The sequence below is a fragment of the Cellulomonas soli genome, assembly GCF_052036975.1.
GTDB lineage: Bacteria > Actinomycetota > Actinomycetes > Actinomycetales > Cellulomonadaceae > Cellulomonas > Cellulomonas soli_A.
The window spans coordinates 25,926-52,380 of sequence record NZ_JBQIAR010000018.1; the positions used below are offsets into that span (position 1 = coordinate 25,926).

Sequence of the window (26,455 nt, forward strand, 5' to 3'; positions counted from 1 at the left end):
CCCCGGGGACTCCCCGATGCGGCTGCCCCGGTCCGCTCCGATCGTACGAAGGCCCAGGTCGCCCGGCCCGTCCAGAGTGCAGCCGCCCGGTCGGGTGCACCGACGACGAAGGCCCAGCACCGTGCGGGTGCTGGGCCTTCGTGGTGGAGCCGCCTAAGAGAATCGAACTCTTGACCTTCTCATTACGAGTGAGACGCTCTGCCGACTGAGCTAAGGCGGCGCTGGACACATCCCGGGGGAAGCGGCGAGCGCGGCCACTCTACCCGGACGGGCGCCGGGACTCCAAAGCGGCCGGCACCGCGAACCGTCCGCCGCTCAGTACGTCGTCAGGGCCACGAGCGCGAAGGTCACCACACGCACCACCAGGAACACCGTGCCGAGGCTGCCCATGACGATCCCGGCCGTCACTCGCGCGTCGCCCGGCTCACCGGTCGCCGCGATGCGCTGGCGCAGGCCGATCGCGCGACGCAGCGCGAACGGCCCGTACCCCCAGACGACCAGGGCGAGCGCACCCAGCCAGGGCATCCACCGGACGTCGTCGGACATCGAGCTGCCGGGCCCGTACACCGCGGGCAGACCGTAGGGCTGGACCGGGTAGCCACCGCCGAAGGCCGGGTGACTGGGGGCCGCGTACCCGAAGGGCGCGGGCTGACCGTACGCCGGGGCCCCGAACCCGGCCGGGCCGGGAGCCTGCCCGTAGCCCGCCCCGTACCCCTGCGCGCCGTACCCAGAGGTGCCGTACCCCGGTGGGCCGTACCCGGGTGCGCCGTAGCCTGCCTGCCCGTACGGCGGCTGGACGGCCGCGACCGGCGGGCCGTACCAGGCGGGAGTGGCCGGCGTCGGTGCCCCGTAGGCCGCGTCGGCTCCCCCGCGGTTGACCGGACGCGCGGGCTCGGATGGTGCCGTGACGCCCAGGCCCCCGGAGGTCGTCGCGGAGGGCGCCGAGGTGCTCGGCAGCGGGGCGACCGGCACGAACGGCGCCGCGGCCGCTGGTACGAACGGCGTCGCGGTGGCGGACGCGAACGGCGTGGTGGCCGCCGACCAGGTGCGCGGCGCAGGGACGGCCGGTTCAGGCTCGACGGGCACGAGCGCCACCGGTTCGGGTGCGCGCGTGTGCGTGGTCCACCCGGTGCCGTCCCACCACCGGTGCCCGGTGCCGTGCTGCGGGTCGGTGTACCACCCGGCGGCAGGTGTGCCTGCCTCGGTCGTACCGCTCATGGTCTGTGCCCCCCGGCGTCCACCTGCGCCCGCTAGGTGCGGTTCGTGGGGGTCATCGGCGGGTACAGGCCCGCACTTGAGGCCGCGCCGCCCCGCACCGACCGATCGGGCGCACCGCCGACGGGGACCGTCAGCAGCGGGTGCCCTCCGCGGGCACCTCACCGGTCAGCAGGTACCCGTCGACGGCGTCGGCCACGCACGAGTTCGACGAGCCGTACGCCGTGTGCCCCTCACCCTCGTACGTGAGCAGCGTGCCCGACGAGAGCGTCTCCGCGAGCGACTGCGCCCACGCGTACGGGGTGGCCGGGTCGTTGGTGGTGCCGATCACCAGGATCGGTGCCGCACCCTCGGCCGTGTACGACTCCAGCGGCTCGGACACCGGGGTGGGCCACTGCGCACAGATCACACCGCCGTAGCCGAAGAACGCACCGACCGTCGGTGCGACGGCCTCGATCTGCTCCGCCTCGGCACGCATGGTCGCCACGTCCGCCGAGGCACGCTCGTCCGCGCAGCCGACGGCCCAGAACGCCTCGGAGGAGTTCGAGGAGTACGTGCCGTCAGGGTTGCGGTCGGAGTACAGGTCGGCCAGGTACAGCAGCACGGAGCCGTCGTCCTCCTGCAGCGCCGCCGCGAGTGCCTGCGTCAGGTACGGCCAGCTCTCCTGCGAGTACAGCGGCAGGGCGATGCCGTAGAACGCCAACGACGAGGTCAGTGCACGGTCGGTCCCGGTGTCCAGCGGGCTCACGGCGGCCCGGTCCAGCAGGTCCTTGATCTGCGCGAGGCCCTTGTCGACGTCGCCGGTCAGCGGGCAGTCGGACCCGGCCTGGCAGTCGGCGACGTAGGCACGCAGCGCGTTCTCGAACCCGCCGGCCTGACCCACGGCCAGCTCGGTCGAGCTGAGCGTGGGGTCGAGCGCCCCGTCGAGCACCAGACGACCGACCTGCCCGGGGAACAGCGCGGCGTACGTCGCACCGATCTCGGTGCCGTACGAGAACCCGAGGTAGGTCAGCGCGTCGTCGCCGAGCGCGGAGCGCAGCATGTCCAGGTCACGGGCGACGCTGACGGTGTCGACGTGCGCGAGCAGGTCGCCGGTGTTCTCCAGGCAGGCGGCGCCGAACGCGCCGTACCGGTCCTGCGCCTCCTGCAGGCCCGCGTCGCTGGTGTCGAGGTCCGTCGCGAGGATCTCGTCGAGCGCGGGGGCGTCGACACAGGCCACCGGCGAGGACCCGGCCACACCCCGCGGGTCGAACGCCACCAGGTCGTACTGCTGCTGCACGGACTCGCTGACCATGGCGACCGCCGACTCCAGGAAGTCCACGCCCGAGGCGCCGGGTCCGCCGGGGTTGAGCAGCAGGGAGCCGATGGCCTCGCCACCCAGGGCGGGCTGCCGGGACAGCGCCAGCGTGATCGTCGGTCCGGTCGGGTCGGCCCAGTCGAGCGGGGCTGTCGCGGTGGCGCACTGCAGCTCGCCGCACTCGGTCCACTCCAGCGACTGCCCGTAGAACGGCTGCAGGTCGGCGGCGACGTCGGAGCCGCCCGAGGCGGTGGGCGCGGTGGCGGAGGCCTGGTGCTTGGCCGGCGTGCAGCCGACCAGCACGAGGACGCCCACGACGAGGGCCGCGGCCACCCGCCCTGCGCGCACGACGGAGGACGGGGACGCGACAGACATGGCGCACAGCCTACGTGCGACGGTCAGCCCTGGGGGCGCAGGGCGATGGTCATCGCCTCGACGGCGAGCAAGGGGGCGACGTTCCCCGCGAGCCGCGTGCGGGCCTGCCCGACCGCGTCCATCCGCCGCAGGGTCTGCTCGGCGGTCGTGGAGGAGGCCAGTGCCCGCACCGCGGCGTCCTCCTCGACGTTGACCAGCTCGACGTCCGCACCCAGCTGCACGACGAGCACGTCCCGGTACAGCGAGAGCAGGTCGACCATCGCCCGGTCGAGCACGTCCCGCTGCGCCCGCGTGGCCCGGCGCTTCTGGTCCTCCTCGAGCTGGCGGACCTGCGCCCGCAGCGCGGGGGGCAGGGTCGCGGCGCCCTCGGCGCCCAGGGTGCGCAGCAGCGCCGTCTTCTCCTCGGCGTCGCGGAGCTCGGTGGCGGCCTTCGCCTCGGCCTGGGCGGTCTCGACCAGCTCACCGGCAGCCAGCACCGCGTCCCCCACCCCCCGGATGCGCGGGGCGACGGCCAGCACGGCCGTGCGACGCGCACGTGCCTGCGGGTCGCGTGCCAGCCGCCGGGCGATACCGACGTGGCTCTGCGCGGCCCGGGCGGCCACGTGCGCGACCGCCGGGTCGATGCCGTCGCGGGACACCAGCAGCGCGGCGACCGCGTCGACCGGGGGCACCCGCAACGACACGTGCCGGCTGCGCGAGCGCACCGTGACGAGCACGTCCTGCGGGCTCGGCGCGCAGAGCACCCAGACGGTGCGCGGGGCGGGCTCCTCGATGGCCTTGAGCAGCACGTTGCCGCTGGTCTCGTTGAGCCGGTCGGCATCCTCGATGACGATGACGCGCCAGCGCCCGTGCGAGGGGCTGCGCTGCGCGAGCTCGACCAGCGGCCGGGCGGTGTCCACCCGGATGAACACTCCCTCCGTCGCCACCACGGTGACGTCCGGGTGGGTTCCCTGCAGCGTGGTGACGCAGTCGTGGCACCGGCCGCACCCCTGGTCGGTGCACTGCAGCGCCGCCGCGAACGCCCGCGCCGCGGTCGACCGGCCCGACCCCGGCGGACCGGTCAGCAGCCAGGCGTGGGTCATCCGCGCGGGGTCCTCCACCGCACCGCGCAGCAGCTCGACGGCGGGCTCCTGCCCGACGACCTCGTCCCAGACGGCGGCAGCGACGGGTGTGGGCACCACGACACCGTAGCCGCCCGCACCGACGGTCCGGGTCGCCGCCTGCACCGCGGCCCGACCTTTGCAGGACCCGAACACAGGCCGGACGGACCCCGCACACCCGCGCGGCACCGTGGGCGTCGTGGCCGCACCCGGCGGCCGACCGAAGGAGAACGCGATGCGCACCAGCCGTCGACTCACCGCCGTCACCACCACCGCCGCGACCGCCACCGTGCTGGCCGTGCTCACGGCGTTCGCCGCACCGGCCTCGGCAGCGACCACCCCCGGCGACGGCCCGACCGTGACCGTCGACGGGGCCACCACGACGATCACCGTCGACACCGCGCGCCTGCAGGAGCTGTGCGACCGGGTCCCGGAGGCCGTCGCACGGCTCGACGCGCTGGTCACCCGGATCCAGGCCGACGCCGGGTCGCCCGGTTCGGCAGCCTGGCTGCACGCCCAGGCGGACACGGCACGCGGCGCCCGACGGGGCGCCGCCGCGAACCGCATGGACAACCGCGCCGAGCTGCGGGCCGGCAGGGTCACGAACCTGGAGTCCGCCGCCGACCGGCTGCGGCTGCTCGACTCGTCGGTCTGCTCGCAGCTGGGCGCCTCGTGACGGCGCACCCCGTCGCCGGTCGGCTGCTCGGAGCCGCCACCCTGACGCTGGTCCTCGTGACCGGCCTGTCCGGCTGCGGGCCGCGGGACGCGCCGGCGACCCCCGCGACGACCTCCTCCCCGACGACGGCCTCCGTGACGACCTCACCCGCGACCGCCCCTGCCCTTGGCGCCCGGAGCGAGGAGGATGCCCTCGACGCGCTGGGCTCCGCGCTGACCGAGGCGACCGCCGCGGCCGAGCTGGTCGAGCAGGAGATGGCGCAGGACGAGGAGGGCTGACGTGACGGCAGGCGGGCTGGTCGTGGTCGCCGAGGACGACCCCGCGGTCGCCGACCTGGTGCGGATGTACCTGGTCCGTGACGGGTTCGGCGTGCAGACCTACGGCGACGGCGTCAGCGCGCTGCAGGCGGTGCGCACCCACCGTCCGGTGGCCCTCGTGCTCGACATCGGCATGCCCGGCATGGACGGCATCGAGGTGTGCCGTCGTCTGCGTGCCGACGGCGACCGCACCCCGGTGCTGTTCGTGACCGCCCGCGACGACGAGGTCGACCGCGTGCTGGGCCTCGAGCTGGGTGCGGACGACTACGTGACCAAGCCGTTCAGCCCGCGCGAGCTCGTCGCCCGGGTGCGCGCGGTGCTGCGCCGGTCCCTCGCCGAGCCCGCGCAGGACACCCGGACCGTGGGTGACGTGACGGTGGACCTGGTGCGGCGCAGGGCCTACGTGTCGGGCCGCGAGGTGCACCTGACGGCCACCGAGCTGGACCTGCTGGCGCACCTGATGGGCTCCCCCGGCCGGGTGTGGCAGCGCGAGGAGTTGCTGTCGGCCGTGTGGGGGTACTCCGCGCAGGCGGGCACCCGCACCGTCGACGTGCACGTCGCCCAGCTGCGCGCCAAGCTCGGGCCGACCACCCCGATCCGCACCGTGCGCGGCGTCGGGTACTCCGCCGACGTGGACACGCCGTGAGCGTCCCGGTGTCCCTGACGACGCGGATCACGCTCGCCTGCGTCGGTGTGGCCCTGGTCTCCGCCGTGCTGTCCGGCCTGGCCGTCGGCCGGTACGTCGCCACGCTCGACAGCTCTGCGGCGTCCACCGTCCCCACCGCCACGGCGGGCCCCGGGACGGGTGCGAACCCCACGGCACCCCTGCGCCAGGAGCTGAGGGCCGCACGGGAGGGCGCCGCGCAGCGTCCGGCGGTGCGCATCGCCCGCTCGGTGCTGCTGTCCGTGGCCGTCGGCATGCTGGTGGGCACGGCGGCCGGGGCGGGCACGGCCCGGCTGCTCACCCGCCCGCTGCGCCGCACCGCCGAGACGGCCCGCGCGATGAGTGCGGGGCGCCGCGACGTCCGTGTCCCGGTGGAGGGTCCGCCCGAGGTCGCCGACGTCGCCGCGAGCCTCAACGAGCTGGCGGACGCCCTGGCCCGCAGCGAGGACCGGCAACGCCAGTTCCTGCTGTCCGTCTCCCACGAGCTGCGCACACCGCTGACCGCGGTGCGCGGGTACGCCGAGTCGATCGCCGACGGCGTGGTCGAGGGCATCGACGCGCAGGCCGCCGGTCGGGTGGTGCTCGCCGAGTCGGCCCGTCTGGAGCGGCTGGTGCGGGACCTGCTCGACCTGGCGCGGCTCGGCGCCGCCGACTTCCACCTGGACCTCGCGCCGGTGGACCTGGTGCGGGTGCTCCAGGACGCCGCACAGGTCTGGCGGCAACGCACCGCCTCCCGTGCGACGCCCCTGCGCGTCGAGCTGCCCGACGGTCCGCTGGTGGTGCGCACCGACGGGGCGCGGGTGCGTCAGGTGCTGGACGGGCTCGCGGAGAACGCGGTGCGCGTCTGCCCACCCGACGCGCCTCTCGTGCTGTCCCTGCGCGCGGGCGGGGCCGGCGACCCGGACGGCACGCGCGCCGTGCTGCAGGTGCGCGACGGCGGCCCGGGTCTGTCCGAGGCCGACTACGCGGTGGCGTTCGAACCGGGCGTGCTGGGCCTGCGGTACCGCGACGACCGGCCGGTGGGGGTCGGCATCGGGTTGTCGCTGGTGCACGGGCTGGTCCAGCGGCTCGGCGGCGGCATCCGTGCCGGTGCGGCACCCGAGGGTGGCGCGTGCTTCACGGTGCACCTGCCCGACGCCGACTGACCCCCGGACGTCGCGCCCGGTCGACGGCGACGGCGGCGTGCGGGTCGCTCAGGCGTGCGTCGCGGGCAGGTCCGCGGGCCCGGTCGCACCGGCGGGCGGCAGCGTCGCGGCCACGGCGAGCGCCCGCTCGACCCGCTCCCGGATGGCCGCCGCGAGCTCCTCGACGGGCCGGGTGGCGTCGAGCACGAGCCACCGCGCCGGATCGGCGGCGGCCCGGTCCAGGAACGCCTGCCGGGTGCGCCGGTGGAACTCGTCGCCGGCCCGTTCGAGCCGGTCCGGGTCGCCGGTGAGCCGCGAGCGCCCCAGCACCGGGTCCAGGTCCAGCAGGACCGTGACCGCGGGCATGAGCCCTCGCACGGCCCACAGCGACAGCTGCTCGACCTCGTCGGCGCCCAGGTCACGCCCGGTGCCCTGGTAGGCCACCGACGAGTCGAGGTAGCGGTCGGTGACGACCACGGCGCCCCGCTCGAGCGCCGGACGCACCAGCGAGGCCACGTGGTGCGCGCGGTCGGTGGCGTACAGCAGGGCCTCGGTGCGCGCGTCGACGTGGTCGCCGTGCAGCACCGCGTCGCGCAGCGTCTGCCCGAGCGTCGTGCCGCCGGGCTCACGGGTCAGGACGACCTCGTGGCCCAGCGCGCGCAACCACTCGCCGAGCAGGCGCGACTGCGTGGACTTGCCGGCGCCGTCCCCGCCCTCGAGCGAGACGAAGAGGCCGGGGCCTTCGGGCTGGGTGTGCGTCTGGCTCATTCGCCCGGGTACACCACGCCGGCCTGCGCACGGATCTCGTCGAGCGTGCGCATGACCTCGAGCGTGCCCTGCCAGGACATGCGCGGGCTCTCGTGCTCGCCGGCCGCGACACGACGGGCCACCTCGGCCGCCTCGTACTGCAGGCCCTTCTCGCCCGGCTGGTCGAACGTCCAGGTGCGCCCGTCACGGCGCACCACGCGGAACGAGGTCGGCCCGTAGAAGTTGCCGGCCACCTCGATCCACCCTTCGGTGCCCGAGATCGACGCCGTGGTCGGGGTCTTGGCCCACAGGGTCGTCGACAGCGTGGCCTGCGCGCCGCCGGGGTAGCTGAGCGCGATGGAGATCTGGCCGTCGACGCCCGTCTCGGTGAGCGCACCGGCAGCCTGCACGGCCGTGGGCACCCCGAGGAAGTCGTGCGCGAACGACACCGGGTACACGCCCAGGTCGAGCAGCGCCCCACCGGCCAGGGCCGGGTCGTACAGGCGGCTGGCCGGGTTGAACGGGAAGAACTGGCCGTGGTCGGCGGACAGGTTGACGATGTCCCCGATCTCCCCGGCGTCGATCACCTGGTGCAGCGCGGCCACGTGCGGCAGGAACCGCGTCCACATGGCCTCCATGACGAACACCCCGGCGGCGCGGGCGGCGTCGAAGATCCGCTCGGCCTCACCGACGTTGCGCGTGAACGCCTTCTCGACGAGCACGTGCTTGCCGGCCTTGATGGCCAGCAGGGCGTGCTCGAGGTGCTCGGAGTGCGGTGTGGCGACGTACACGGCGTCGACCTGCGGGTCCTCGACCAGGTCGCGGTAGCCGATGTGGGTCGTGGGGATGCCGTGCGCCGTGGCGAACCGCTCGGAGCGGTCGCGGTTGCGCGAGCCGACGGCCACCAGCTGCGCGCGGGTGTGCGCGTTGACCGCCTGGGCGAACGTCGACGCGATGTTGCCGGCACCGAGGATCCCCCAGCGGATCGACGGTGCGGTGCGGGGGTCCTCGGTGCGTGCCATGGGCTCCAACCTAGTGGTCGCCCGGGCCGGTCACTTCTTGGCGGCGGCCTTGCTGCGCGTGGTCGTCGCGCGCCGGGCGGGGGCCTTCTTCTTGGCCGGTCCCTGGGCGCGCTTCTCGGCGAGCAGCTCGACGGCCTGCTCGGGCGTGATGGTCTCGGGCGTCACGTCGCGCGGCAGCGTCCGGTTGGTCTCGCCGTCGGTGACGTACGCACCGAACCGACCCTCCTTGACCACGATCGGCTTGCCGGAGGTCGGGTCCTCGCCCAGCTCGCGCAGGGGCGGGGCGGCCGTCGCACCGCGGCCGCGCTTGGGCTGGGCGTAGATCGCCAGCGCCTCCTCGAGCGTGACCGTGAACAGCAGGTCCTCCGAGGCGAGCGTGCGCGAGTCGGTGCCCTTCTTCAGGTACGGGCCGTAGCGGCCGTTCTGCGCGGTGATCTCGGCGCCCGACTCGGGGTCGGTACCGACCACGCGGGGCAGCGACAGGAGCTTGAGGGCGTCGTCGATCGTGACGGTCTGCAGGCTCATGGTCTTGAACAGCGACGCGGTGCGCGGCTTGGGGGCGGCGGCCAGGGCCTTCTTCTTGGCGGCGGCCGACAGCGCCGGGTCGATCTCGGGCTCGGGCAGCAGCTCGGTGACGTACGGGCCGTACCGGCCGTTCTTCGCCACGATCGTGGTGCCGGTGGTCGGGTCCTGGCCGAGCACCAGGTCACCCTCGGGCTGCGTCTGCATGAGCTCGCGCGCCTTCTCGACCGTGAGCTCGTCGGGCGCGAGGTCCTCCGGCACGGACGCACGACGCGGGTTGCCGTCCTCACCGAGGTCGGACGCGTCCTCCAGGTAGGGGCCGTACCGGCCCACCCGCAGGGTCAGGCCGTCGCCGATGTCGATCGAGTTGACCTCACGGGCGTCGATCTCGCCGAGGTTCTCCACCAGCCCACGCAGACCACCCGACCCGCGGGTGCCGGAGCGGTCACCGAAGTAGAACTCCTCGAGCCACTCCGAGCGCTGCTTGTCACCTGCGGCGATCTCGTCGAGGTCCTCCTCCATGGAGGCCGTGAAGTCGTAGTCGACGAGCCGGTCGAAGTTCTCCTCGAGCAGCCGGGTGACCGCGAACGCCAACCAGCTCGGCACGAGCGCCTGACCGCGGCTGCTGACGTACCCGCGGTCCTGGATCACGGAGATCGTCGCGGCGTACGTCGAGGGGCGGCCGATCCCGCGCTCCTCGAGGGCCTTGACCAGGCTCGCCTCGGTGAAGCGCGGCGGCGGGGACGTGCGGTGCCCGTCGGCGCTCAGGTCGGACGCGGTCAGCGGGTCGCCCTGGGCCATCTGCGGCAGACGGGCCTCGGCCTTCTCGGCGCCCTTGTCGGACTCGTCGTCGCCGTAACGGTCGACGTCCTTGCCCTCCTCGTACGCGGCGAGGAAACCCCGGAAGGTGATGACCGTGCCGGACGCCGAGAACACCGTCTCGACGGGTGCACCGCCCGCCGGGGTGGCCGTCGCGGACAGCCGTACCGAGGCCGTCTGACCGCGGGCGTCCGCCATCTGCGAGGCGACCGTGCGCTTCCAGATCAGCTCGTACAGCCGGAACTGGTCGCCGGACAGCTCACGGGCCACCTGGGCCGGGGTGCGGAAGTGGTCGCCGGCGGGGCGGATGGCCTCGTGCGCCTCCTGGGCGCCCTTGGCCTTGCTGGTGTAGACGCGCGGGTTCGCCGGCACGTACTCGGCGCCGTACAGCTCGGCGGCCTGGCGGCGGGCCGCGTCGATCGCCTGCGTGCTCAGCACGGGCGAGTCGGTACGCATGTACGTGATGTAGCCGTTCTCGTACAGGCCCTGCGCGGTGCGCATGGTCTGCCGCGAGGCCATCCGCAGCTTGCGGGAGGCCTCCTGCTGCAACGTCGAGGTCGTGAACGGCGCCGCGGGGCGACGCGTGTACGGCTTGGTGTCCAGGCTCGCCACGCTGAACGGCGACGCGGACAGGCCCGCGACCAGCGCGCCGGCCGTCGCCTCGTCCAGGTGCACGACGTCCTTGCCGCGCAGCTGGCCACGGTCGTCGAAGTCGCGGCCCGACGCGACACGCTTGCCGCCCAGGCCCGTCAGGCGCGCCTCGAACGTCGGCTCACCGGCGTCGGCCACGGCGAACGTGCCGGTGACGTCCCAGTAGTCGGCGGCACGGAACGCCATGCGCTCGCGCTCACGCTCGACGACCAGACGGGTGGCCACGGACTGCACGCGCCCGGCGGACAGGCCCTGACGGACCTTGCGCCACAGCACCGGGCTGACCTCGTACCCGTACAGGCGGTCCAGGATGCGGCGGGTCTCCTGCGCGTCGACCAGGCGGTTGTCCAGCTCGCGGGTGTTCTCCAGCGCCCGCTGGATCGCCTCCCGGGTGATCTCGTGGAACACCATGCGCTTGACCGGCACCTTGGGCTTGAGCTCGGCCAGCAGGTGCCACGCGATGGCCTCGCCCTCGCGGTCCTCATCGGTGGCCAGGAACAGCTCGTCGGACTCCTTGAGCAGCTTCTTGAGCTCGGAGACCTTCTTCTTCTTGTCCGAGTCGACCACGTAGTACGGCTCGAAGCCGTGCTCGACGTCGACGGCGAACTTGCCGAACGGGCCCTTCTTCATGTCCGCGGGCAGCTCGGAGGGCTGCGGCAGGTCACGGATGTGGCCGACGCTGGCCTCCACGTCGTACCCCTCGCCGAGGTACCCGGCGATCGTGCGCGCCTTCGCGGGCGACTCCACGATCACGAGCTTGCGTCCACCAGCCATGCGTCCGGTCTCTTCCCTGCAGTCGTTCGTCGTCGGCGTCGTCCGCCCTACTGGGTGGGGACTCTACGACCTCCCGTCAAACCCGGGCGGACGCCGTGCCCGCGACGTGCCGCAGCACGAGGAGCACCGCGAAGGCCAGGCACGCCGAGGCGAGGACCGCCGACACACCACCCGCGTACGCCATGAGCAGCTCGGCCCGCGTGTCCAGGTCCATCCGTTGCTGCCACGTCGAGGACAACGCGCCCGCCGCGAACGCCCCGACCACCACCCCCACGGCGGCCAGCAGCACGGCGACCCGGCGGACACCGGTCGGCAGCTGCGGCCGCCCGGACCGACCCACCCGCGGGAGGTTCCCCGTCGTGGTCACCACGGGCCGCTGGTCGAGTGCCACGAGCGCGCACACCCCGGCCGACCAGGCCAGGACGACGAGCACGGCGGCCACCACGTCGGACGGCCGGTGCCACTGCCCCACGAGCGTCGAGACGCCCGTGGCGGTCGTGTAGACGGCCCCGAGCAGCGCGGCCCACGGCCGCACCCGCGGCGGCACCACGAGCAGCAGCGCGACCGCCACCGAGGCCGCGGCAGTCGTGTGCCCGCTCGGCAGCGTGTTGCCCCACACTCCCTCGACGCCCAGGTCGGGCCGCTGGAAGACCATGAGCTTGAGCACCCGGGTGGTCACGTTCGCGCCGATCATGAGGACCGCCACCTGCACGGCCAGCGACCACCGCCGACGGACCAGTGCGATGACGACCGCGGCCAGCAGCACACCGGCGATGAACCCGACCGACACCACGTCCAGCACGTGCTCGGCCACCTGCCACAGCTCGACCTGGCCGTACCGGGCACCCTCGAGCGCGGCCTGGTCGACCCGCTGACCCGCCCACGTGTCGACGAAGACCCGCCACAGCAGCCACACCCCCACGGCCGAGACCGCCGTGATGACCACCGCCGTCACGGCCACCTCGGGCTTCACGCGGGTGTGCGCCGGGGCGACCTTGTGCGAGGACGCGACAGGGGTGGGGTGCACCGCACCACGGTAGGTCACACGGCGTGCAGCCCGTAGCCGATCGGACGCGGCTGCCCGGCCCCGACGACGACCGCGTGGGTGCACGCACCGAGCCCGCGCCCGTGCACCTCCCGCGGCGGGCTCAGGTGATTCACAGGGACGAATCAGCAACACAACAGGTTCACAGCCGATGCTCTCCACCATGACGACGACGACCGCACGCCGACCGGACGTGCTCACCCGCCCCGACGGCTCCCCCGTCCGTGCCCTCGTGGTGGACGACGAGCCGACCCTCGCCGAGCTGCTCTCCACCGCGCTGCGGTACGAGGGCTGGCAGGTCGACCACGCCCTGACCGGCCACGCGGCCGTCAAGCAGGCCAAGTCGCTCGACCCCGACGTGATCGTGCTCGACGTGATGCTGCCCGACCTGTCCGGCATCGACGTGCTGCGCCGCATCCGCGCCACCGACCCGCACGTGCCCGTGCTGTTCCTCACGGCCAAGGACGCCGTCGAGGACCGCATCGCCGGCCTCACCGCGGGCGGCGACGACTACGTCACCAAGCCGTTCAGCCTCGAGGAGGTCGTCGCCCGCCTGCGCGCCCTGCTGCGGCGCACCGGAGCGACCTCCGCGCGCGAGGACTCCGTGATCGTCGTCGGCGACCTGCAGCTCGACGAGGACTCCCACGAGGTCTCGCGCGGCGGTGACGACATCCGCCTGACCGCGACCGAGTTCGAGCTGCTGCGCTACTTCATGCGCAACCCCAAGCGGGTGCTGTCCAAGGCGCAGATCCTCGACCGCGTCTGGCAGTACGACTTCGGCGGCCAGGCGAACATCGTCGAGCTGTACGTGTCGTACCTGCGGCGCAAGATCGACAAGGGCCGCGAGCCGATGCTGCACACCCTGCGCGGTGTCGGATACGTGCTCAAGCCGGCGTGAGCACGCCTCGGACCACGCGCCTGACGCCGTCCCGCTGGACGCTGCGCACCCGCCTGCTGACCCTCGTCGTGGGACTCATCGCGGTCGTCGCCGTGCTCATGGGGGTCGTCTCGGCGCTCGCGCTGCGGGGCTCGCTGGTCACCCAGCTCGACGAGCAGCTCAGCCGCAGCTCGGGGTTCGCGCAGCGGGCTCCCGAACGTCTCGGCGAGCTGCCCTCCCTCACGGGGGGCACGCCGTCCGACGACCCCTCGTCCGGCACCGGGTCCCCGCTCGAGGACCGCCAGCCTCCCGGCCAGGCCGCCGGCACCGTCAACGTCTTCGACGACGGCTCCACCACGAGCGCCGGGTACCTGGACCGCGAGACCGGCGAGTTCGTCGTGCTCGACGCGTCCGCCACCGCCGCCCTGCTGGCCGTCCCCGCCGACGGCTCCGCCCACGACGTGACCCTCGACGGCCTGGGCGACTACCGCGCACTGGCCGCCTCCACGCACGACGGCGTCACGACCGTCACCGCGGTCCCCATGTCGACGGTGACCGAGACCGTCAACGACTACGTCATGGCCGAGCTCGTGGTCGCCGCCATCGCGCTGCTCGTCGCCGGGGCGCTGGCCCTCCTGCTGCTGCGCCGTGAGCTGCGACCGCTGGCCCGCGTGGCCGCCACGGCCACCCGCGTCGCCGAGCTGCCCCTGGACCGCGGCGAGGTGACGCTCGCCGAACGCGTGCCCGCCCGCGACACCGACCCGGCCACCGAGGTCGGGCAGGTCGGCGCCGCCCTCAACCGTCTGCTCGGCCACGTCGAGAGCGCCCTCGCCGCCCGGCACGAGTCCGAGACGCAGGTGCGCCAGTTCGTCGCGGATGCCAGCCACGAGCTGCGCACCCCGCTCGCCTCGATCCGCGGCTACGCCGAGCTGGTGCGCCGCTCCCCCGAGGAGCTGCCCGACGGTGCGCTGCAGGCCCTCGGACGGGTGGAGTCCGAGTCGTTGCGCATGACCGCGCTCGTCGAGGACATGCTGCTGCTGGCCCGTCTCGACGCCGGCCGTCCCCTCGACTCCGCACCGGTCGACCTGACCGGCCTGGCCATCGACGCGATCGCCGACGCGCACGCCGCCGGACCCGACCACACCTGGCGGCTGGACCTGCCCGGCACGGACGAGGGTCCGTGGGACACCGAGGCACCCGAGCTCGGGGCGGAGGAGTGGGCGCTGTCCGACCTGCTCGTCGCCGCGCAGGACGACCAGGCCGAGGAGGTCGTGGTGCTCGGCGACGACCACCGGCTCCGTCAGGTGCTGGCCAACCTGCTGTCGAACGCGCGCGTGCACACACCGGCGGGCACGACCGTCACCGTGCGCCCTCGCCGCGAGGGCGACCACGTGGTGCTCGAGGTCAGCGACGACGGACCCGGCATCGCGCCCGCGTTGCGTGAACGGCTGTTCCAGCGGTTCACGCGGGGGGACGCCTCACGCAACCGTGCCGCCGGGTCGACCGGGCTCGGCCTGGCGATCGCGCACGCCGTGGTGACGGCGCACGGTGGCACGCTCACCGTGGCCAGCCGTCCGGGTTCAACGACGTTCACCGTCATGCTGCCGGCAGCCCCCGACGACTGAGGCCGGGACGGGTCGACGGTCAGCGCTCAGAGGTCGGTCCCCAGAGGTCGGCGATCAGAGGGGGTACGCGGCGTACAGGTTGGCGATGTCCCCGGTCGGTGCGGTCAACTGGAACACGGCCGTGCCGTTCCACCAGACCGCCACCGAGTTGCCGTCTCCCTGGTCGGTGATGACGTACGAGCCGACGCTCTGCCCACCGACGAGCACGTCACCCGAGCGCGGCTCGTCGACGGTCGCCGCGGCGCCCGCCGTCGGCTCGGTCGTCTCCGGGGTGGCGCTGTCGTCCGCGGGCTGCGCCGCGACGTCACCCAGCGTCTCGACGAGCTGCTGCGCGAACGCGGCGGCCTCCTCGGCGGTCTCCCACTGCCCGGCCAGCACGGTGATCTGCGTGCCTGCGCCGTCGTCGTAGGTGTCCGTGTACGCCTCGATGGCCCCGGCGCCCGACCAGGCGTCCGCCGGACCGGAGGTCGTCAGCGCGTACTGCAGCAGGGTGGCGGGCAGCACGGTCGCGAACGGCGTCGTCGCCTCGCGTACCACCGGCGCCACCGTCGCGGTGGGCGGCGGGATCACGATGGTGGACGCCGCGGCGGGCGGCGGGGCGTCGTCACCGCCGCGCGTGGCCAGGATGCCGCCGGCAACCCCGCCCACGATCAGCACCACGGCGCCGATCACGACGGGGACGAGCCAGCGCGGCCGCCCACCGGCAGGCGGCTCACCTCCGGACGCGCCCGGCGTCGTACGGTCGGGCACGTCCGCAGTGGCGGCCGAGGCGAAGGCGGCACCCGTCTGCGGTGCGGGCACCGGCCCCGCGGCGCCGGGTGCAGCGGCAGCGAAGTGCTGCTCGTCAGGCGTCGGTGCCGCGAACGCCGGGGCCGCGGCACCCAGAGGACCGACCGGGGCGGTGCCGAGCAGCGGCGCGGCCGAGGGCTTCGGCGTCGACGGGTCGACGATCGCCCAGCCGGCCGTGGTGGGCGAGGCGTCCCCACCCGTGGGAGACGCCATCGCCGCAGCGGCAGCGGGGGCAGTGGGGGCCGACGCAGCAGCAGGCGGAGCGTTCCACGGCGCAGGCGGGGCGGTCTGCGCCTGCGGGGCAGGCGGTGCCAGCGGCGCGGCCGGAGCCGGAGGGACCAGAGGGGCCTGCGGGACAGCCGGCGCCGGCGCGGCCTGCACGGGCCGGGCGGGCTTGGAGGGTCGCGCGCTCCACACGCCGCCACCCGTCTGCTGCGCCGCCTGGCTCGTCGAGGCCCAGCGGGGAACGTCCGGAGCGGCCGCACCAGGGGTCGGCAGGTCCGGGTCGACGTGCTCCGGTCGCCGGTCGTCGGTCATGTGGGCTCCCCTTGCGTGGCACTCGGTCCCGGTCGCGGTCCCGTCCGCACGGGCCCACCGCAGCCTACCCAGGCGTGCACGGCGGGCGTGGGAGCGCCCCGGGTGTCTGTCGCCCTCGCGCCGCGCGGGGCTGTGGGCGGCGACGGCTACCGTGCTCGCCGTGACGACCACAACTACTCGCCGGGCCGAGCGGGCCACCCGACCGGGGTTCCGCTGCACCGAGTGCGGATGGACCGCGACCAAGTGGGTGGGCCGCTGCGGCGAGTGCCAGTCCTGGGGTTCCGTCGTCGAGGACACCGGGCCGGGGGGTGGCGCCCCGCGCACCACGGCCGTGGCCCCCACACGCGCCCCCGCCCGGCCGATCGACCAGATCGATGTCGAGCAGGCCCGCGCCCGGCCCACCGGAGTCGACGAGCTCGACCGGGTGCTCGGCGGCGGCATCGTGCCCGGTGCCGTGGTGCTGCTGGCGGGTGAGCCGGGCGTGGGCAAGTCGACGCTGCTGCTGGACGTGGCGGCTCGCGCTGCCCGCACGGGGCGTCGGGTCCTGTACGTCACGGGCGAGGAGTCGGCCGCCCAGGTCCGGCTGCGCGCCGAGCGCATCTCGGCGCTCGACGAGCGGCTCCTCCTGGCCGACGAGACCGACCTGGCCACGGTGCTGGGGCACATCGAGCAGGTCGACCCGGACCTGCTCGTGCTCGACTCCGTGCAGACCATCGCGTCCTCGGCGATCGAGGGCACCGCCGGGGGTGTCGCCCAGGTCCGCGAGGTCACCGCCGCCGTGATCCAGGCCGCCAAGTCCCGCGACCTGCCCGTCGTGCTGGTCGGCCACGTGACCAAGGACGGCTCGGTGGCCGGTCCCCGCACGCTCGAGCACCTGGTCGACGTCGTCTGCCAGTTCGAGGGCGACCGGCACTCACGCCTGCGGATGCTGCGCGCCACCAAGAACCGGTACGGACCCACGGACGAGGTCGGCTGCTTCGACCTGTCCGAGTCGGGCATCGTGGGCCTGGCGGACCCCAGCGGGCTGTTCCTGTCCGGCACCCGGCACCACGTGCCCGGCACGTGCGTCACCGTGACGCTCGAGGGCCGCCGCCCGCTGGCCACCGAGGTCCAGGCCCTGGTGGCCCCGTCGGCGGTGCCGAACCCGCGGCGGACCACGAGCGGTGTCGACTCCAGCCGCCTGGCCATGGTGCTGGCCGTGCTGCAACGTCGGGTCGGCGCCCGGCTCGCCGACCAGGACGTCTACGTCTCGACCGTCGGCGGCGCGCGCGTGGTGGAGCCTGCGGCCGACCTGGCGCTCGCCCTGGCTGCAGTCAGCTCCCGCGAGAACGCACCGATGCCCCCGCGGCTGGTGGCCGTGGGTGAGGTCGGTCTCGCGGGCGAGATCCGCACCGTCAGCGGTGTCGGTCGCCGACTGGCCGAGGCCGCCCGGCTGGGCTTCACGCACGCGATCGTGCCCGCCGGCGCGCTCGACGGCGCCGCCGCACCGGCCGGGCTGACGGTCCTGTTCGCGCACGACCTGGCCGAGGCGGTCGTGGCGGTCGGCATCGGTCGCTGACCGCGGGGCCTGACCTCGCGGTGTGGCTGTCGGGTTCAGCCGCAGCCGGGTGCGTCGGGTTCTTGGTCGCAGGTGGCTCCGACGAGGTGGGTGCGGCGTTCTTCGATGGTCAGGGCGCGGCTGGTGGTCGTGGTGGTGGCGGTGCCCAGGACGTCTTGCCAGTCGGTCAGGTCGGGGATGCGGTAGCGGCCGGTCCAGGTGGTGGTCAGGGTGATCTGGGCGGTGCCGGGTTGGGTGTAGACGTGGGTGAGGTACTCATCGAGGCGGTCGCCGTCGCCGGGTCGGAAGGGGGCGCCGGGGTCGGTGGTGACCAGGGGGCGGGTGTTGTCGGCGAAGTCCCAGGTGTAGCTGGTGGGGGTGACGATGACCTCGAAGGTGTAGCCGAGCAGGTTCGTGGTGAACTGCTGCTCGCCCGCGTCGGTGAACACCACGTTGGTGGCGTTGACCAGCAACGGACCTGTGTTGGGGTTGATCCCCGCGGTGCCCGGCGCGATCGGCAGCAGGCGCAGGTCCTGGGCGGTGAACGCCGGGACGGCGGCTTCCGGGCATGCCCAGCTGCTCACCTGCTCCCAGTCGTTCTCGTTGGTGGAGGTCTCCAACCGGCGGAACAGCGGCATGAGCGGTGGGGCGCCGTCTTCGCAGACGGGCGGCTCACCCAGGCACCCCACGAGCAGGGCGTCGCCCGTCGAGGCCCCCGTCCCGCAGTGCGGCCCCCGGTCGTACTCCCACGGCGACGACGCCGGATCTGCAGCCGCAGCCATCGCGAGGTTCGCGCTCTCCCTGTTCGTCATCTCGACCACGGCGTCGCGCGCATAGCCGCCAGGTCTGTACCGGTCGCTGCCACCTCCGGGCTGTGGGGTGACGACGTAGGGCGTGATCAGAGCGGAGATGGAGAGAAGGCACACCCCGCCCATCCCGACTGCGCTATGCATCCGAGGACGTGACGGTGATGTCGACGCCGCGAACGAGCCACCGGTCAGCCTCACGCACGACCAGCATGGCGACCGTGTCGTCCTCGCTGCCCGACTCGGACTCGAACTGCATCGAGTAGGTCAAGGAGTAGGACGCTGAAGGCGTCAGTTCAACACCCTGGATGACCTCCACTCGCACGCTGGCGTCCTCGAAACCACCCTCCGGTGGGCTCTCCGCGTCCTGGGCCACATCGGCGCAGAAGAGGCAGTCGGGGTGGCTCATCGAGCGCCAGGCGGTCGTGTCACCCGTGGCGTGAACATACGGGAACAGCTCGAGGAAGTACTGGCCCACGGCCAGAGCGCCGTCGGCGCTGACCTCGTCCATCGCGGCTGTCCACTGCGGCGCGGCTGCGGTCACGTCCGGGCTCGGTGTCGCGCTCATGCTCGGCTGTGAGCCGGTTGTGGTGGTGGTGTCGGTCGGGTCAGCGGCGGTAGTCCCGTCGGTGCACCCGGCGAGCAGTCCGACCGCCGCGGCGATCGAGGTCGCGCAGGCCAGGAGGCGTCTCGTCGGTGCAGGCATACCGGCGAACCTACCCAAACCGGCCATCCCCGGGGTGGGATCGGAGTATCTGTGGACAGCGCGGCCACGGGGGCGATCCGTGTCGCGAAGGCGCAGGTCACCCGGTGGCGTGGCGGGTCGTCCGACCATTGGCGGGCGGGGGCACGTACGATGCTGCGGTGCCGCACCTGCACGCCACCGACGACCTGCTGAGGTCCACACTCGCCGCTGTCGCCCCCGGCGGGGAGCTGCGCGACGGCCTCGAGCGGATCCTGCGGGGTCGCACCGGCGCCCTGATCGTCCTCGGGTTCGACAAGACGGTCGAGTCCATCTGCTCGGGTGGCTTCGTGCTCGACGTGGGCTTCTCGGCCACGCGTCTGCGCGAGCTGGCCAAGATGGACGGCGCCGTGGTCGTGGACCAGGACGTCAGCCGGATCGTCCGGGCGGCCGTGCAGCTGCTGCCCGACGCGACGATCGAGACGGCCGAGTCCGGCACCCGGCACCGCACCGCCGAGCGGGTCGCCAAGCAGACCGGCTTCCCGGTGATCTCGGTTTCCGCGTCGATGCGGATCGTCGCGCTGTACGTGGGTGGGCAGCGGCACGTGCTCGAGGACTCCACGACGATCCTGTCGCGCGCGAACCAGGCTTTGGCCACGCTCGAGCGCTACAAGTCCCGCCTCGACGAGGTCAGCGGCACGCTGTCCGCCCTCGAGATCGAGGACCTGGTGACGGTTCGTGACGTGTCTGCCGTCGTGCAGCGCCTCGAGATGGTCCGCCGGATCTCGGAGGAGATCGAGGGCTACGTCGTCGAGCTCGGGACGGACGGCCGCCTGCTGACGCTGCAGCTGGACGAGCTCGTGGGTGGCATCGGCTCGGACCGTGAGCTGGTGATCCGTGACTACCTGGACACCGTGCGCCGCGACACCGACGCCGTCCTGGAGGCGCTCGCCGAGCTGGATGCGACCGAGCTGCTGGACCTGGCGCACATCGCACGCGTGCTCGGCCTGCCCGGTGGCGGTGATGCGCTCGACGCGGCGGTCGGCCCGCGCGGCTACCGCCTGATGTCGAAGGTGCCGCGCCTGCCCGGCGCGATCGTCGAGCGCCTGGTGGCTCACTTCGGCGGGCTGCAGAAGCTGCTCGCGGCCGGGATCGAGGACCTCATGGCTGTCGAGGGTGTGGGTGAGCAGCGGGCCCGGGCCGTGCGCGAGGGCCTGTCGCGACTTGCCGAGTCGAGCATCCTCGAACGGTACGTCTGACCCCGGTACGTCTGACCCGCGCGCAGTCTCTGCCGTGCGGCGTCCTCCCTGCGGAGGGGCTCAGTCCAGACCGAAGACCGTCGGTTGCGAGGCTGCTCCCTGCACCGTGAACGTGGCGCTGTAGGTGCCCGGGTTCGGTGCGGGCAGGTCCGCGGGGCACCCCTCGGCCGAGCGGGTGCGGTCCCAGCCGAGCTGCTGCTGGTGGCTGTCCCCCGCGTCGATGAGCAGCTGGTTGGTGGCGGCCTCGGCGGCGGCGCAGTCGCGTGACGACCAGATGCGGTCGGAGCCGGACGTGATGAGCACCTCGGCCTGCGAGGTCCCCGCCTCGACGAGGCAGGCCACGGTGCCGGAGTTGGTGATGGTCAGGTCGAAGGTCGGGTCGCTGCCCTCGGCGAAGCTCGTCGCGGTGGCGGTGATCGCGACCGCGAGCGAGGCAGCCGGGCAGGCAGCCACCCCACCCTCGTCGCCCTGGTCCTCTGCGGCAGGTTCGGCGCCCTGCTCGGCGGCGGGGGTGGTGGTGCCGCCGGGTTCTGCGGCGGAGTCGCCGCGTCCGGCGAACCACCACACGACCAGCACGATGACGAGCAGCGGGATGCCGAGCACCACCAACCGTCGCACCCAGTAGACGCGCGCGGGCAACGGCCCCGTCGGTCGCACGACGTTCATGCGAACCTCCTCCGGTCTGCTCCTGCGGTGGACGCCGCACCACCCTACGGTCCGCGACGGCCACCTCCCGCTCGACGCGCGGCAGCGGGCGACCACGCGGTGGCCGTCGGCGAGCAGGCAGGGGCGGCCAGGGTCCGTCGGGTCGCCGGGTGGTCGGGTGGTCGGGTGGTCGGGTGGTCGGGAGAGGATGGGTGGCGTGACCCTCGACCCCGCCGCCTCACCGTCGTCGGCGTCGTCGATGTCGTCGGCGGCCGAGACGCTGCACGGCCCGGTGCTGACGTGGTTCACCGAGCACGCCCGTGATCTGCCGTGGCGTGCACCGGAGCGGACGCCGTGGGGCGTGCTGGTCAGCGAGGTGATGCTGCAGCAGACGCCCGTGGTGCGCGTCGAGCCTGCCTGGAGGGCGTGGATGGCCCGGTGGCCCGCACCGGCGGACCTCGCGGGTGCGCCGACCGGCGACGTACTGCGGGCGTGGGACCGGCTCGGCTACCCGCGGCGGGCACTGCGCCTGCAGGCGTGCGCGCAGGCCGTGGTGGAGCGGCACGGGGGTCGCGTGCCGGACACCGAGGAGCAGCTGCTGGCGTTGCCGGGGATCGGTTCGTACACGGCGGCCGCCGTGGTGGCCTTCGCGTTCGGCGGTCGGTCGGTGGTGCTCGACACGAACGTGCGCCGCGTGCTCGCCCGGGCGGTCGACGGCGAGGCGTTGCCGTCACCGTCGCCGACCGTGGCTGAACGTGCACGCGCCGCGGCGCTGGTGCCTGCCGATCACGCGACGGCGGCCCGGTGGGCCGCGGCGTCGATGGAGCTGGGGGCGTTGGTGTGCACGGCGCGCAGCCCGCGGTGCCCGGAGTGCCCGCTGCTCGCCGTGTGCGCGTGGCGGGAGGCCGGGTGCCCGACGGACGTGCATGCGGGCCGCCGCCGCACGCAGGCGTGGGAGGGCACCGACCGGCAGGTGCGTGGACGTGTCATGGCGCTGCTGCGGGAGGCGCTCGAACCTGTCCCGGCCCATGCTGTCGACGCGGTGTGGCCCGATGCGGTGCAGCTGGCCCGGTGCCTGGAAGGGCTCGCCGCCGACGGCCTGCTGGTGCGTGAGCCTGGTCCCGGGCCGGACGATCTGGTCCACTTCCGGCTGCCACGCTGATCGGGTCCTGCGCACGCTCACATCGGGTCACGGAATCTGTTCCGTGCGGGCCGTCCGGTGCGCGAGGATTCGCCCATGCGCCTGTACGAGCTCCCCCGCGGGGAGATCACCGCCTTCGGGTCTTCCGGTGTCGCCATGGACTTCCTGCCTCGGGCGAAGGACGGCGACGAGGCGCGGGTGTCGGTGGCGTACCTGCAGCGGGGCGGCACGCTCGGCATGCACCCGGCGACGTTGCGGCAGGTGTTCTGCGTGATCACCGGTGCGGGCGAGGTGCAGATCTCCGGCGGTCCGCGGCGTGCGGTGCGGCCCGGGGTGCTGGTGGTGTGGGAGCCCGGCGAACTGCACCAGACGTGGGCGACGACCGACCTGACGGCCGTGATCCTGGAGACCACCGGCACGCTGGACCTGGACGAGCACTTCCGCGAGCTGTGACCGCGGTGCGTGTCAGGCGCCACCCGGTTCGAGCTCGATGAGCATGCGGGTGTTGCCCAGCGTGTTGGGCTTCACGCGGGCCAGGTCGAGGAACTCGGCGACGCCGTCGTCGTGCGAGCGCAGCAGCTCGGCGTAGACCTCGGGGGTGACGGGTGTGCCCTCGATCGCGTGGAACCCGTGGTGGACGAAGAAGTCGACCTCGAACGTGAGGCAGAACAGCCGGCGCAGACCGAGCTCGCGGGCCCGCACCATGAGCGCGTCGAGCAGCGCGTGCCCGACCCGGTGCCGACGCCAGGCCGGGTCGACGGCGAGCGTGCGGATCTCGGCGAGGTCCTGCCACATGACGTGCAGCGCGCCGCAGCCGACGACCCGGCGACCGGTCGGGGCGGTCTCGTCGGGCACGTCGGCGACGACGAACTCCTGCACGGCCTCGTAGTAGGCGACCCACTCCTTGGCGAGCAGGATCCGGTCGGAGGCGTACGGCTCGACGAGGTCGTGGATGGCCCGGACGTCGGCCGGCCGCGCGGGCCGCACGCGCAGGGGCGGCAGCGGTGGTGCGGAGGTCACGCGTCCCACCGTACTGGCGTCGCGGGCGCCGTCCCGCGACCGACCGGCCTCCGACCAGCGGCTCAGTGTCGGGGGCGGGCGCGCCGGTGCACCGGTTCGGCGGCGTCGAGCAGCTCGGTGGCGGTGACCTCGTCGACGACGAGGTCGGTGACGACCCCGGCGCGCAGCGCCGCGAGCAACGGCACGACCTTGTTGTCGCCGGCGACGACGCACAGCCGCCGGGGGATGCGGGCGAGCTCGGCGGGGGTGGGTCCGGTGGCACGTTCGTTCAGCTGCACGTCCTGCCAGGAGCCGTCGGCGCGGATGAACACGGTGCACACGTCGCCCACGACTCCTTCGTCGTGCAGCAGGCGTACGTCGTCGTCGTCGAGGTAGCCGGCGGAGTACACGTGGCTGGGCACCGCACCTGCGACGGCTCCGACGGAGAACACGGCGATGTCGGCGCGACGCTGCATGTCGAGCACGCGCTGCACGGACCGTTCGCGCCACATGGCCCGTTTGGTCTCGGGGTAGTCGAAGAACGCCGGCACCGAGAAGTGGTGCACGGCGGCGCCGAACGCGGTGCCGAAGCTGGAGATCAGGTCACTGGCGTACTCCACGCCGCTGGTGCGCATGTTCGCGGCACCGTTGAGCTGGACGACGGTGGAGCCGCGGGTGGGTTTGGGTGACAGGTACCGGGACACCGAGGCGAGCGTGGTGCCCCAGGCCACTCCGAGCACCATGTCGGAGTCGAACCAGGAGCTGAGCAGGCGGGCCGCGGTGATGGACACCTGGTCGAGCCGGTCGATGTGACTGGCGGAGTCGGGCACGGGTACCACGTAGGCGTCGATGCCGTACTCGGCGGAGATGGTGCGGGCGAGCCCGGGTGCGCGGGTGCTGCCGGGGCGCAGGGTGATCTCGACCAGCCCGGTCTGCCGTGCACGTTTGATGAGCCGGGACACGGTGGAGCGAGAGGTGCCCAGGTGCCGGGCGATGACCTCCATCTTGAGGTCCTGCAGGTAGTACATCGATGCCGCCCGCAGCACGTCCTGCTCGCGTTCCGCCGCCATGCCCGCCTCTCCCCTGTGCCGACCGCGGGACCGTCCGCCGTCGCGGGTCATCGACCCCGTCCCAGCATTGCACGTATGTGCACTCGGGTTGCGCGTTCGTTCGGCCCGTGATGACGATAACGGGCATGCCGTGCACCGGCGATCCGACAAGGACCGTGCACGGGCGTTCCCGCCGCACCGCCGTGGCCGGAGCACGCACGACCGGGAGGACGACCACATGAGGACCGCACCACTGACGGTGCAGGCGCGCAGCGAGGCGCTCGAGGCACTGCGCGCCAGCGCGAACCGCGGCAACGAGCTCGACGTCCTGGTGATCGGTGGTGGGGTGACGGGAGCCGGTATCGCGCTCGACGCCGTCTCCCGCGGGCTGTCGACCGCCGTCGTGGAGGGCCAGGACTGGGCCTCGGGCACGTCGAGCCGTTCCAGCAAGCTCGTGCACGGCGGTCTGCGCTACCTGCAGATGCTCGACTTCACGCTGGTCCGTGAGGCGCTGACCGAACGCGACCTGCTGATCACCCGGCTGGCCCCGCACCTGGTCAAGCCCGTCTCGTTCCTGTACCCGCTGGAGAACCGCGTCTGGGAGCGCGCGTACGTCGGCGCGGGCGTCGCCCTGTACGACACCCTGGCCACGGTCTCGGGCACGCGCCGCGCGATGCCGCTGCACCGGCACCTGACCCGCAAGGGCATGGAACGCCTGTTCCCGGACCTGCGACACGACGCCGCGATCGGCGCGGTGCGCTACTGGGACGCGAGCGTCGACGACGCCCGGCTCGTCGAGACCCTGGTGCGGACGGCCGTCTCCTACGGGGCGCACGCCGCCTCACGCACCCAGGTGCTCGACCTGCAGACCACGTCCGGTGGTGCCGTGACCGGCGCCGAGGTGGTCGACCTGGAGACCGGCGAGCACATCGACGTGCGCGCCCGCGCCATCATCAACGCCACCGGCGTGTGGACCGAGCAGACCGAGGCGCTGGCCGGCACCGACGGCGGGCTGCGGGTGCTCGCGTCGAAGGGCATCCACATCGTGGTGCCGCGCAGCCGGATCGCGGGCGAGACGGGCCTGATCCTGCAGACCGAGAAGTCGGTTCTGTTCATCATCCCGTGGTCCCGGTACTGGGTGATCGGCACGACCGACACCCCGTGGGAGCAGGAGCTCACGCACCCCGTCGCGACCAGCGCCGACATCGACTACGTCATCGACCACGCCAACTCGGTGCTGTCCCGGCCGATCAGCCGTGAGGACGTGATCGGGTCGTGGGCGGGCCTGCGTCCGCTGCTGCAGCCCGAGGTCAAGGCGGGCACCAGCTCGGCGAAGGTGTCCCGCGAGCACACGGTCGCCTCCCCCACCCCCGGGCTCACGGTCATCGCCGGCGGCAAGCTGACGACGTACCGGGTGATGGCCAAGGACGCGGTCGACTTCGCGATCGGCTCGCGGGCCACGAGCCTGCCGTCGATCACGCACGAGCTGCCGCTCGTCGGCGCCGAGGGCCTGGCCGTGTTCCAGCGGCAGTCGCGCGCGATCGGGGCACGCTACGGCTGGGACCGCCCCCGCATGGACCACCTGCTGCACCGGTACGGCTCGCTGCTGGGCGAGCTGATCGACCTGGTCGACGCCGACCCGGCTCTGGCCACGCCGCTGCAGCACGCACCGGCGTACATCGGGGCGGAGATCGTGTACGCCGCCTCCCACGAGGGCGCCCTGCACCTGGACGACGTGCTCATGCACCGCACCCGGCTCAACTACGAGCAGGCCGACCGCGGAGTCGGCGCCCTCGAGGAGATCGCGGACCTCGTCGCCCCGGTGCTCGGCTGGGACGAGCGCACCCGCAGCAAGGAGATCGAGGCCTACCGGGCACGTGCCGAGGCGGAGGATGCAGCCGCCCTGGAGCCCGACGACGCCGCAGCCGAGCAGGTCAGGTTGCGTGCGGTGGACCTCGCCCCGTTGCAGCCGCTGGCAAAGCGCGAGAGCGTCTGAGCGTACGAACGGCCGCGTCGCACACCGTGCGGCGCGGTCGGGCACCACCGTCGGGCGTCGCTGCCCGACCCCAGACACCCCGGTCCTCCGGACCGGGCGCACGTGACAACGACGTCCGTCAAGAAGTGGGGTAGGTCGTGGACACAATTCTCTCCCATGCGTTCG

24 protein-coding genes and 1 tRNA gene are annotated in these 26,455 nt (G+C 73.6%); 11 read left to right on the plus strand and 14 right to left on the minus strand.

From position 1 onward, the window contains the following. Positions 1-144: 144 nt before the first annotated feature. The 4 genes from ACTHAM_RS15985 to ACTHAM_RS16000 all read right to left on the minus strand — a co-directional run bounded on the left by ACTHAM_RS15985 (position 145) and on the right by ACTHAM_RS16000 (position 4,065). Positions 145-220: transfer RNA gene (locus ACTHAM_RS15985), tRNA-Thr, on the minus strand. A 95-nt stretch (positions 221-315) separates the two neighbouring features. Beyond that, the gene (locus ACTHAM_RS15990) at positions 316-1,218 is read right to left on the minus strand and encodes a DUF2510 domain-containing protein (protein WP_440689253.1); all 903 of its coding nucleotides are present in this window, start codon (positions 1,216-1,218) and stop codon (positions 316-318) included. A gap of 130 nt (positions 1,219-1,348) precedes the next feature. Continuing rightward, a complete protein-coding gene (locus ACTHAM_RS15995) occupies positions 1,349-2,887 on the minus strand; it encodes an alpha/beta hydrolase (RefSeq protein ID WP_440689255.1) in 1,539 nt (512 codons plus the stop codon). Between the two features lie 23 nt (positions 2,888-2,910). Further along, positions 2,911-4,065: a DNA polymerase III subunit delta' gene (locus ACTHAM_RS16000; RefSeq protein ID WP_440689257.1), complete on the minus strand. Its 1,155-nt coding sequence runs from the start codon at positions 4,063-4,065 to the stop codon at positions 2,911-2,913. Between the two features lie 157 nt (positions 4,066-4,222). Between ACTHAM_RS16000 and ACTHAM_RS16005 the strand changes: the two genes are divergently transcribed. Genes ACTHAM_RS16005 through ACTHAM_RS16020 form a run of 4 tightly spaced genes read left to right on the plus strand, consistent with a single transcriptional unit; the run spans position 4,223 to position 6,789 of the window. Then, entirely contained in the window at positions 4,223-4,663 is a 441-nt protein-coding gene (locus ACTHAM_RS16005; RefSeq protein WP_440689259.1) for a hypothetical protein, read from the plus strand. Then, positions 4,660-4,941, plus strand: coding sequence for a hypothetical protein (locus tag ACTHAM_RS16010; protein WP_440689261.1), 282 nt, complete (start codon positions 4,660-4,662; stop codon positions 4,939-4,941). The genes ACTHAM_RS16005 and ACTHAM_RS16010 overlap by 4 nt, the downstream gene beginning before the upstream one ends. 1 nt (position 4,942) lies before the next feature. Next, positions 4,943-5,626, plus strand: a complete 684-nt coding sequence (locus ACTHAM_RS16015; RefSeq protein WP_440689263.1) for a response regulator transcription factor — start codon at positions 4,943-4,945, stop codon at positions 5,624-5,626. After that, positions 5,623-6,789 (plus strand): HAMP domain-containing sensor histidine kinase, encoded by a 1,167-nt coding sequence (locus ACTHAM_RS16020; protein WP_440689265.1) that lies wholly within the window; start codon positions 5,623-5,625, stop codon positions 6,787-6,789. Before ACTHAM_RS16015 ends, ACTHAM_RS16020 begins: the two co-directional genes overlap by 4 nt. Before the next feature lie 48 nt (positions 6,790-6,837). On the opposite strand, the gene tmk is transcribed toward ACTHAM_RS16020, so the two are convergent. From tmk to ACTHAM_RS16040, 4 genes are all read right to left on the minus strand, one after another. Then, positions 6,838-7,536 (minus strand): dTMP kinase, encoded by a 699-nt coding sequence (gene tmk, locus ACTHAM_RS16025; RefSeq protein WP_440689267.1) that lies wholly within the window; start codon positions 7,534-7,536, stop codon positions 6,838-6,840. After that, complete coding sequence (locus ACTHAM_RS16030) at positions 7,533-8,537, minus strand: Gfo/Idh/MocA family protein (RefSeq protein WP_440689269.1); 1,005 nt, start codon at positions 8,535-8,537, stop codon at positions 7,533-7,535. Before ACTHAM_RS16030 ends, tmk begins: the two co-directional genes overlap by 4 nt. Positions 8,538-8,567: 30 nt before the next feature. Further along, on the minus strand, positions 8,568-11,303 hold the full coding sequence (gene topA, locus ACTHAM_RS16035; protein ID WP_440689271.1) for a type I DNA topoisomerase: 2,736 nt from the start codon (positions 11,301-11,303) through the stop codon (positions 8,568-8,570). A gap of 76 nt (positions 11,304-11,379) precedes the next feature. Continuing rightward, the gene (locus ACTHAM_RS16040; protein ID WP_440689273.1) at positions 11,380-12,330 is read right to left on the minus strand and encodes a phosphatase PAP2 family protein; all 951 of its coding nucleotides are present in this window, start codon (positions 12,328-12,330) and stop codon (positions 11,380-11,382) included. Between the two features lie 181 nt (positions 12,331-12,511). Here ACTHAM_RS16040 and ACTHAM_RS16045 point away from each other — a divergent pair, with 181 nt between their 5' ends. Together ACTHAM_RS16045 and ACTHAM_RS16050 are read left to right on the plus strand one after the other, a co-directional pair. Then, entirely contained in the window at positions 12,512-13,246 is a 735-nt protein-coding gene (locus tag ACTHAM_RS16045; RefSeq protein ID WP_440689275.1) for a response regulator transcription factor, read from the plus strand. Next, on the plus strand, positions 13,243-14,850 hold the full coding sequence (locus tag ACTHAM_RS16050) for a sensor histidine kinase (RefSeq protein WP_440689277.1): 1,608 nt from the start codon (positions 13,243-13,245) through the stop codon (positions 14,848-14,850). Before ACTHAM_RS16045 ends, ACTHAM_RS16050 begins: the two co-directional genes overlap by 4 nt. A gap of 54 nt (positions 14,851-14,904) precedes the next feature. Here the strand turns inward: ACTHAM_RS16050 and ACTHAM_RS16055 are convergent, their stop codons facing one another. Continuing rightward, the gene (locus ACTHAM_RS16055; protein WP_440689279.1) at positions 14,905-16,176 is read right to left on the minus strand and encodes a hypothetical protein; all 1,272 of its coding nucleotides are present in this window, start codon (positions 16,174-16,176) and stop codon (positions 14,905-14,907) included. 160 nt (positions 16,177-16,336) lie between these two features. On the opposite strand from ACTHAM_RS16055, the gene radA reads away from it, so the two are divergent. Continuing rightward, positions 16,337-17,734 carry a DNA repair protein RadA gene (gene radA, locus ACTHAM_RS16060; protein ID WP_440689281.1) on the plus strand — a complete coding sequence of 466 codons (1,398 nt, stop codon included), beginning with the start codon at positions 16,337-16,339 and terminating at the stop codon, positions 17,732-17,734. Between the two features lie 35 nt (positions 17,735-17,769). On the opposite strand, the gene ACTHAM_RS16065 is transcribed toward radA, so the two are convergent. Continuing rightward, complete coding sequence (locus tag ACTHAM_RS16065) at positions 17,770-18,525, minus strand: PKD domain-containing protein (RefSeq protein ID WP_440689283.1); 756 nt, start codon at positions 18,523-18,525, stop codon at positions 17,770-17,772. A 133-nt stretch (positions 18,526-18,658) separates the two neighbouring features. Next, positions 18,659-19,087 carry a DUF6318 family protein gene (locus tag ACTHAM_RS16070; RefSeq protein ID WP_440689285.1) on the minus strand — a complete coding sequence of 143 codons (429 nt, stop codon included), beginning with the start codon at positions 19,085-19,087 and terminating at the stop codon, positions 18,659-18,661. A gap of 296 nt (positions 19,088-19,383) precedes the next feature. On the opposite strand from ACTHAM_RS16070, the gene disA reads away from it, so the two are divergent. Continuing rightward, entirely contained in the window at positions 19,384-20,460 is a 1,077-nt protein-coding gene (gene disA, locus ACTHAM_RS16075) for a DNA integrity scanning diadenylate cyclase DisA (RefSeq protein WP_440689287.1), read from the plus strand. A gap of 60 nt (positions 20,461-20,520) precedes the next feature. On the opposite strand, the gene ACTHAM_RS16080 is transcribed toward disA, so the two are convergent. Continuing rightward, a complete protein-coding gene (locus ACTHAM_RS16080) occupies positions 20,521-21,126 on the minus strand; it encodes a hypothetical protein (RefSeq protein ID WP_440689289.1) in 606 nt (201 codons plus the stop codon). A gap of 238 nt (positions 21,127-21,364) precedes the next feature. On the opposite strand from ACTHAM_RS16080, the gene ACTHAM_RS16085 reads away from it, so the two are divergent. Together ACTHAM_RS16085 and ACTHAM_RS16090 are read left to right on the plus strand one after the other, a co-directional pair. Continuing rightward, the gene (locus ACTHAM_RS16085) at positions 21,365-22,267 is read left to right on the plus strand and encodes an A/G-specific adenine glycosylase (RefSeq protein ID WP_440689327.1); all 903 of its coding nucleotides are present in this window, start codon (positions 21,365-21,367) and stop codon (positions 22,265-22,267) included. 75 nt (positions 22,268-22,342) lie between these two features. Then, positions 22,343-22,699 (plus strand): cupin domain-containing protein, encoded by a 357-nt coding sequence (locus ACTHAM_RS16090; RefSeq protein WP_440689291.1) that lies wholly within the window; start codon positions 22,343-22,345, stop codon positions 22,697-22,699. A 12-nt stretch (positions 22,700-22,711) separates the two neighbouring features. Here ACTHAM_RS16090 and ACTHAM_RS16095 read toward each other — a convergent pair whose 3' ends face one another. After that, positions 22,712-23,266 carry an amino-acid N-acetyltransferase gene (locus ACTHAM_RS16095; RefSeq protein WP_440689293.1) on the minus strand — a complete coding sequence of 185 codons (555 nt, stop codon included), beginning with the start codon at positions 23,264-23,266 and terminating at the stop codon, positions 22,712-22,714. 62 nt (positions 23,267-23,328) lie between these two features. Then, on the minus strand, positions 23,329-24,315 hold the full coding sequence (locus ACTHAM_RS16100) for a sugar-binding transcriptional regulator (RefSeq protein ID WP_440689295.1): 987 nt from the start codon (positions 24,313-24,315) through the stop codon (positions 23,329-23,331). A 217-nt stretch (positions 24,316-24,532) separates the two neighbouring features. On the opposite strand from ACTHAM_RS16100, the gene ACTHAM_RS16105 reads away from it, so the two are divergent. Then, positions 24,533-26,290, plus strand: coding sequence for an FAD-dependent oxidoreductase (locus ACTHAM_RS16105; RefSeq protein WP_440689297.1), 1,758 nt, complete (start codon positions 24,533-24,535; stop codon positions 26,288-26,290). The last annotated feature ends 165 nt before the right edge of the window (positions 26,291-26,455 follow it).

Bases quoted from the DNA above. Each gene is read 5' to 3' on its own strand.
- ACTHAM_RS15990 (WP_440689253.1), bottom strand. From the start codon at position 1,218: ATGAGCGGTACGACCGAGGCAGGCACACCTGCCGCCGGGTGGTACACC.
- ACTHAM_RS15995 (WP_440689255.1), bottom strand. From the start codon at position 2,887: ATGTCTGTCGCGTCCCCGTCCTCCGTCGTGCGCGCAGGGCGGGTGGCC.
- ACTHAM_RS16005 (WP_440689259.1), top strand. From the start codon at position 4,223: ATGCGCACCAGCCGTCGACTCACCGCCGTCACCACCACCGCCGCGACC.
- tmk (WP_440689267.1), bottom strand. From the start codon at position 7,536: ATGAGCCAGACGCACACCCAGCCCGAAGGCCCCGGCCTCTTCGTCTCG.
- ACTHAM_RS16030 (WP_440689269.1), bottom strand. From the start codon at position 8,537: ATGGCACGCACCGAGGACCCCCGCACCGCACCGTCGATCCGCTGGGGG.
- topA (WP_440689271.1), bottom strand. From the start codon at position 11,303: ATGGCTGGTGGACGCAAGCTCGTGATCGTGGAGTCGCCCGCGAAGGCG.
- ACTHAM_RS16045 (WP_440689275.1), top strand. From the start codon at position 12,512: ATGACGACGACGACCGCACGCCGACCGGACGTGCTCACCCGCCCCGAC.
- ACTHAM_RS16055 (WP_440689279.1), bottom strand. From the start codon at position 16,176: ATGACCGACGACCGGCGACCGGAGCACGTCGACCCGGACCTGCCGACC.
- ACTHAM_RS16065 (WP_440689283.1), bottom strand. From the start codon at position 18,525: ATGACGAACAGGGAGAGCGCGAACCTCGCGATGGCTGCGGCTGCAGAT.
- ACTHAM_RS16070 (WP_440689285.1), bottom strand. From the start codon at position 19,087: ATGAGCGCGACACCGAGCCCGGACGTGACCGCAGCCGCGCCGCAGTGG.
- ACTHAM_RS16080 (WP_440689289.1), bottom strand. From the start codon at position 21,126: ATGAACGTCGTGCGACCGACGGGGCCGTTGCCCGCGCGCGTCTACTGG.
- ACTHAM_RS16085 (WP_440689327.1), top strand. From the start codon at position 21,365: ATGTCGTCGGCGGCCGAGACGCTGCACGGCCCGGTGCTGACGTGGTTC.
- ACTHAM_RS16090 (WP_440689291.1), top strand. From the start codon at position 22,343: ATGCGCCTGTACGAGCTCCCCCGCGGGGAGATCACCGCCTTCGGGTCT.
- ACTHAM_RS16100 (WP_440689295.1), bottom strand. From the start codon at position 24,315: ATGGCGGCGGAACGCGAGCAGGACGTGCTGCGGGCGGCATCGATGTAC.
- ACTHAM_RS16105 (WP_440689297.1), top strand. From the start codon at position 24,533: ATGAGGACCGCACCACTGACGGTGCAGGCGCGCAGCGAGGCGCTCGAG.